The 5784-nt window shown below is 35.7% G+C and carries 8 protein-coding genes, 1 rRNA gene and 1 riboswitch; of the genes, 6 read left to right on the top strand and 3 right to left on the bottom strand.

Annotated elements, in window-relative coordinates; all coding sequences use genetic code 11:
- Positions 1–103, top strand: a 5S ribosomal RNA gene (gene rrf / locus V7068_RS18225); the annotation flags it as partial.
- 188 nt (positions 104–291) lie between these two features.
- Positions 292–891, top strand: coding sequence for a hypothetical protein (locus V7068_RS18220; protein WP_499713952.1), 600 nt, complete (start codon positions 292–294; stop codon positions 889–891).
- Between the two features lie 241 nt (positions 892–1132).
- Here V7068_RS18220 and V7068_RS18215 read toward each other — a convergent pair whose 3' ends face one another.
- Positions 1133–1612: a DinB family protein gene (locus tag V7068_RS18215; RefSeq protein ID WP_499713951.1), complete on the bottom strand. Its 480-nt coding sequence runs from the start codon at positions 1610–1612 to the stop codon at positions 1133–1135.
- Positions 1613–1902: 290 nt separating this feature from the next.
- On the opposite strand from V7068_RS18215, the gene V7068_RS18210 reads away from it, so the two are divergent.
- From V7068_RS18210 to V7068_RS18200, 3 genes are all read left to right on the top strand, one after another.
- Complete coding sequence (locus V7068_RS18210) at positions 1903–2067, top strand: aspartyl-phosphate phosphatase Spo0E family protein (protein WP_286676492.1); 165 nt, start codon at positions 1903–1905, stop codon at positions 2065–2067.
- 82 nt (positions 2068–2149) lie between these two features.
- Positions 2150–2234, top strand: a riboswitch (cyclic di-GMP riboswitch).
- An 80-nt stretch (positions 2235–2314) separates the two neighbouring features.
- Positions 2315–2671, top strand: a complete 357-nt coding sequence (locus V7068_RS18205) for a response regulator (protein WP_499713950.1) — start codon at positions 2315–2317, stop codon at positions 2669–2671.
- Positions 2672–2880: 209 nt separating this feature from the next.
- Positions 2881–3066 carry a hypothetical protein gene (locus V7068_RS18200; protein ID WP_375351761.1) on the top strand — a complete coding sequence of 62 codons (186 nt, stop codon included), beginning with the start codon at positions 2881–2883 and terminating at the stop codon, positions 3064–3066.
- Between the two features lie 240 nt (positions 3067–3306).
- Here V7068_RS18200 and V7068_RS18195 read toward each other — a convergent pair whose 3' ends face one another.
- Complete coding sequence (locus tag V7068_RS18195) at positions 3307–3756, bottom strand: S1 domain-containing RNA-binding protein (RefSeq protein ID WP_119117191.1); 450 nt, start codon at positions 3754–3756, stop codon at positions 3307–3309.
- A gap of 218 nt (positions 3757–3974) precedes the next feature.
- A complete protein-coding gene (locus tag V7068_RS18190; RefSeq protein WP_499713949.1) occupies positions 3975–4556 on the bottom strand; it encodes a hypothetical protein in 582 nt (193 codons plus the stop codon).
- A gap of 201 nt (positions 4557–4757) precedes the next feature.
- On the opposite strand from V7068_RS18190, the gene V7068_RS18185 reads away from it, so the two are divergent.
- Positions 4758–5784 (top strand): sigma-54 interaction domain-containing protein (locus V7068_RS18185; protein WP_499713948.1); only part of this gene is annotated, 1027 nt, incomplete at its 3' end.

The raw sequence follows: 5784 nt of genomic DNA, 5'->3' as shown, positions 1-5784 counted from the left end.
GCGAAGAGGTCACACCCGTTCCCATTCCGAACACGGAAGTTAAGCTCTTCAGCGCCGATGGTAGTTGGGGGTTTCCCCCTGTGAGAGTAGGACGTTGCCAGGCAAAAAATAGTCCCAGAGTAGGGGCTATTTTTTTTTGCCTAACTATGAGAGAATGTTAATATAAAATTGGGTAAAGAAGGAAAAAGAGAAGACTTAATAGAATTATAATAGCGTGGTTGTTATGTTGGTGGTTGGGTGGTTGATAAACCAAGAAAGGTGCTGAAAACGTTGATAAATCAGTTTTTAACAATGAAAGAACTGAAAGAGGCGCTTCCGGAGATCCCTGAGAATAGTTTAAAACGGTACCTACACGAACATGAAGAATATTTGAATTTTAAAAAGGAGCATAATCGTTACCGAATTCATGCTTCAGAAATTGAGAAAATAAGATTAATCAGGCAGTTTTATGCTGAAGGTTTTAAAAGAGAAGAAGTGAATACGAAGTTGGAGGAACGTGGTATACCGAGAACAATTACTATGGATTTAGAGGATACATCATTGGTCTCAATCAACCATGAGCTTACGGATGTTAAGAAGCTAATTAGTTTCTTAGTTCAACAAAATGAACAATTTCGATTGCACCAAAATAGACTTAAAGAGCAGAATGCTGAATTAATTCATGAAATGTATGAGCTGAGGCAAAGCATGGAGGAATTTAGAGAATCACAAAGAATGCATCATGAAATGGAAGCAGAAAAAGTCTCTTATATGATGGATCATTTATTAGCTGCTCAACAATCTCTTGAAGAAGTAAATAATAATAAGGGGTTTTGGCAAAAAATATCTAAGCAGATAGACGCTTGTTATAAATTTTTCTTAAAGGGAAAGGTACAAAAACCAAATGGTTAAAAAAAGAATCAACGTTTCGTTGGTTCTTTTTTTAACGTCAAATTTTATGGAGCAGAGGTGAAAATGAGCCAAAACAAAACTCTAATCATAATAGAACTGAAGTTTTATTTGTTTATCCAACTAAAATAATAATAGCCGGTCCAATAGTAGATAGCAGCCATTGAGATATGCCTTTAAAACAATCTATTTATAGCTTTTCTGAACGAGAAAACGATTAGTCGTGGGGAGTATGTAAATACGCTTATTTGTCTCTTAAATAAAAAATATAATCGGTTGATACGCCCTCATACCCCATCTGTCTAATCATTGCAGCAATGTTTCCTCTATGATACGTTCCGTGATTGACTATATGTTGAACGACTTCAGCGATTTTGTTGTTAAATTGGTCACCTTTCGTATTTTGATAACCAGCCATATCTTCAACATCTTCCATATTGATAAGAAAATCCTTTATCTCATTATGTAAAACAGTAGATGCTTTTACAGTATCCTCAATTGTGCTGAATAATTTGGATACAATTTGCTGCAAACTATTTCCTTTCAGCCGTAAATACCATAGTTCATCCACTGCTATCATATGACCAAAGGTTTCAGCAACGCTAGGGAAAATACTGTTCACTTTGTTAAGAAAAACTGCCTCTGGAAGACCTTTTAAATGTTGAATTAACCTATCGTTAGCCCATACATGGTAATCAAATAATTGCATAGTCCATTCTTTCACCAATGATCCCCCTTAACGAAAGTTCTTCATCTTTATAAATTATATTTCTGAATATCAGTTAATAGAATAGCGTGAGTCAAACTCTTTTGTAGATTTTCTGTAGGAGAGGCTCATTGCTGTATGAATAGCTCATTTCTCTTTAAATGGTATGTTCATTTGTAAAGATTTTGTCGTATCAACGGATTAACTGTCGAACCCCTTATTATTTTATGAATCATAGTTTATAATGATGGCTGTTGCCTATGTTTTCTATTTTTTGTTAAAAACGAATAGGGAGTTAAGTTGCGAAAATGAAAGTTTTATCACTTAAAGAGCTGGAATATAGAATTGACGCTGTAAGAACCCGTATGATTGTTGTAGGAAAATTAAAAGGACTTGGCCATCCCGACACGATTAAATCCAGTCAAGAGTTAGATATTTTATTAAACGAATATCAAAAAATTAAAGCAAAATAACCTATCCACAAATTTATTAGTGATTTATAGGTGTTTATAACTATTATTTTATATTTAATCCTTCATATTAAATGTGTTATTATGCCTATTGGGGCAAATTTTACGAAAGTAAGAGACGCAAAGCTACGGACCTAAAGCATTTTTGCCATGGTGGCCGAGCTGCCAGGAATTATTCCTGTATAATTATAATAAATAAAGTGGCATTTTCCTGATTTGCCTTAGTCTTTAAAGAAAGGTATTTCTATTATTGAAGAAGTCTATTTTGCTTGTGGATGATTCTCTTTTTATGAGAACATTATTGAAAAGGGAGTTAAACCCAAATCATTTTACCGTTATTTCGGAAGCCGAAGATGGTCTAGAAGCGATAGAAAAGTATAAGATGCTTTCTCCGGATATTGTGTTGATGGATGTAACGATGCCAAAAGTTAATGGAATCGAAGCTTTAAAAGAGATTATTTGCTTTGACCAACGTGCAAAGGTTGTGATGTGCTCGGTACTTGGTTCGCAGCCATTAGTAATCGAAGCGTTAAAGGCTGGCGCAAAGGACTACATTGTCAAACCTCATTTTGGTAACCTAAATAACACTCTTATTAATTTGTATTAGTTTACATCCAGTTCAAATGGGTGTTTTTTTTATACCCATATGTGGTTAACGTGTGTTATTCGGGGGCGTATCGAGAGCTGAGATTATGAGAATGGACACGCAGGAATATTAATAAATAAAACTCCAAAATGGGATTTTTCTGTTTAAAAGAAGGAAATACGTCACGTTTCGACGAATATAGTTAATATATTTCTTTGGAGGTGTTGGCTATGGCCATTCGTTGTGGAGATTGTTACAGTTTATTAGAGGATCAAGATCATGTTGTGCTAGACGAGTTTAATACGTTAAGGCACACATATTGCGGCTACGATCTTGTTAGCGAGTTGGTCCAAGATGTCGGCACTTATAAAAATATCAAGGAAAAATATCGGTTTTTTAGCGAAGAGGTTAAATAAAAATTGGCGAAATAGTAGAGCGAACCAGGTCCGAACCAGAAAGGGCTAGGAGCACGCTCAAAAAGGCCGACTGCTATTCTAAAATGCTATATTGAAGTAAATAAAAAGAAGAAAACAACGATTCCTCTAACAAGGAAAAGTTGTTTTCTTCTTTTATTATTGTCTGGCCGCCAATTGGAAGAAGGCAAGCTGATTTGGCTTGCCTTCATAATATGGTGAAATATTAAAAGAGTAGCAGGTTTATCCGCGTCTTCCGCCTCTACCGCCTCTTTTTGATTCAGTGTTACGTTTAAGAGATGATAAATTCTCTTCACTATTCTTTAAGAAGCGAGTAATTTTGTCCTCAAAATTTTCTTTTGGTTTAAAATTACTTTTTGGACGAGAGTCTTTTGAATAGCTGTTAGGTCTTCCCTGACGCGGTGCACGTTGGGAATAAGTGGAGGTTTGTCCTTCTGGTTTATCTATAGCTTTTTTGATAGATAAGGAAAGTTTTCCGTCCTTCTCACTAAGCACTTTCACTTCGACTTGATCGCCTACTTTAAGATGGTCATTCACGTCTTTTACATAGCTATCTGCTACCTCGCTGATATGTACAAGACCTGTTGTTCCTCCCGATAATTCTACGAATGCTCCAAAATTAGTAATGCCTGTTACTTTCCCTTGTACCTTACTTCCTACTTCAATGGACATAAAAAAATGTTCCTCCTCAATAATATTCCTACATCTAATTTTAACAAATTAAAGAAGAATATCAATTGTATTTATATTCCTTTTGTTCTTTTTGAAACGATTTTTTGGATGAAAAGGTTATTCAATATCATTATGGCCATTCATATGATGAATTTGCTAACAACAATACATAAAAAAACCCCCACTTTAAACGTTTACTAAGTGGGGTAGTTCTAGTATTAGTTAGCGTATTTCGTATAAGAATTAACCAATTTCAACGAATTTGTTTTTGGATTAAACGTGAAGTTGTAGATTGTTTTGTCTCCACCACGATATTGGGACCAACCTTGCAATTTGTTCTTTCCTGTATACTTGATTGAATTCAAGTAAGTGTCACGAGGCACTTTTACTTTTGAAAGGTTTCCGCTTTTTACGGTATACATCGAAAGCACACCTATATCTCCACAAAAACTTCTTTCAAAATAAATAATTGTTGGAGAGGATTGTTGGTTACGAATACGCACTTTATCATCAGAGCCCGCGGCACATGAAGTATCGCCATTAATGTAGTATTCGCTTCTTAATTTTGTCGATAAAGTTTTTTTGCTTTTTCCGGCATACTTTGTTGCAAATTGATAAGAATAATAGGTTGAGTCATATTCTTTCTTCTGACTTAATGTTGTTACATAAAATGTAGCCTTTTTCATGTTTTGGTCTTTAATAGTGTAAGACTTGGTAGTAGCTGCTTCTGCCGTTGAACTAAAAACGGACGCTGATAATAGTAGAATAATGGCTATTATCATTGATAGGTATTTCTTCATCTGTTTCTCCTCCTTTTATAGTTATATTGTACCTCTATTTATGGGGATTTTGGATTATTATAATGGGGAAATAAGTGAAAATTAACTTTCGAAGCATCGACCTCGCCAAAAATGATATATTGAAAACACAAATATGTTTTAAAAAGGTTATTATGTATAAAATTTACCTATTTAAAGAAGCGGAGAGGGTCGTGCTAAATTATGTCTATACTAAATCATCAAATAGATGTCTCCTTTGAAAAACAGGTAGAGTGGTGGAAAGCAGTGATAGATTCTATCAATGATGGCATTTTGGTCATTGACCAAGAAGGGATCGTTCAACTGATTAACCCCGAATATACAAGAATTACAGGAGTAACCTCTGACATCCTTGGAAAGCCGCTTCGAGAATATCGCCCTGGTGCACAGCTGCCTGATACGCTGGAGGATAGAAAATGTAGAGTGGGCGTATATCGGAAAACGAGGGATAGAGAGTATTTAGTTGATATGGCCCCTATCATCGTCAATGATAAAGTTATTGGAGCTGTCTCGGTTTGTAAAAGTCTAACTGAAGTTCACAGACTTTCTCAGGAACTCAAGAAACAAAATGAGAAGTTAAAACAATTAGAGAGAAAAATGGATTCAATGTATGAAGCGAAATATACATTTGATCAAATTATTGGGAAGGAAGCAGGCTTAAAAGGCGTTGTAACCGTTGCGAAAAAAGTGGCGGATTCTAATTTGCCAATTTTAATTACTGGGGAAAGCGGGACAGGAAAGGAGCTATTCTCGCAAGCTATTCATAATGCAAGCAGCAGAAATGGCCGGCCTTTTATACCTGTAAACTGTGCAGCTATCCCTGCTGAACTTTTAGAAAGTGAATTGTTTGGATATGGGGAAGGAGCGTTTACCGGTGCTAAGAAGGGCGGGAAAGCTGGATTATTTGAAATGGCCAATTACGGAACGCTTTTTTTAGATGAAATTGGTGATATGTCCTATGATCTTCAAGCTAAACTATTAAGGGTGTTGCAAGAAAGAAAGATTCGAAGAGTTGGAGAAACGATAGATCGCGACATTGATGTAAGAGTGATTGCCGCCACACATCGTGATTTACAACATCTCGTACATAAGAATCGCTTTCGTGAAGATTTATTCTATAGATTGAATGTAATCCGCTTACAGGTACCGTCGCTTCGAGAACGGAGAGAGGATATACCGAAGCTAATTGATTCATTTCTTCAATCAGCTT

It is taken from the genome of Bacillus sp. JJ634 (assembly GCF_036962285.1).
In the GTDB taxonomy this organism is placed as follows: domain Bacteria; phylum Bacillota; class Bacilli; order Bacillales; family DSM-1321; genus Peribacillus; species Peribacillus asahii_A.
This window is presented reverse-complemented; position numbering and strand designations above follow the sequence as displayed.

What these genes read in the sequence shown, in the direction of transcription:
- V7068_RS18190 (WP_499713949.1), bottom strand. Translation starts at nt 4,556, where the DNA reads ATGAAGAAATACCTATCAATGATAATAGCCATTATTCTACTATTATCA.
- V7068_RS18220 (WP_499713952.1), top strand. Translation starts at nt 292, where the DNA reads ATGAAAGAACTGAAAGAGGCGCTTCCGGAGATCCCTGAGAATAGTTTA.
- V7068_RS18200 (WP_375351761.1), top strand. Translation starts at nt 2,881, where the DNA reads ATGGCCATTCGTTGTGGAGATTGTTACAGTTTATTAGAGGATCAAGAT.
- V7068_RS18210 (WP_286676492.1), top strand. Translation starts at nt 1,903, where the DNA reads ATGAAAGTTTTATCACTTAAAGAGCTGGAATATAGAATTGACGCTGTA.
- V7068_RS18195 (WP_119117191.1), bottom strand. Translation starts at nt 3,756, where the DNA reads ATGTCCATTGAAGTAGGAAGTAAGGTACAAGGGAAAGTAACAGGCATT.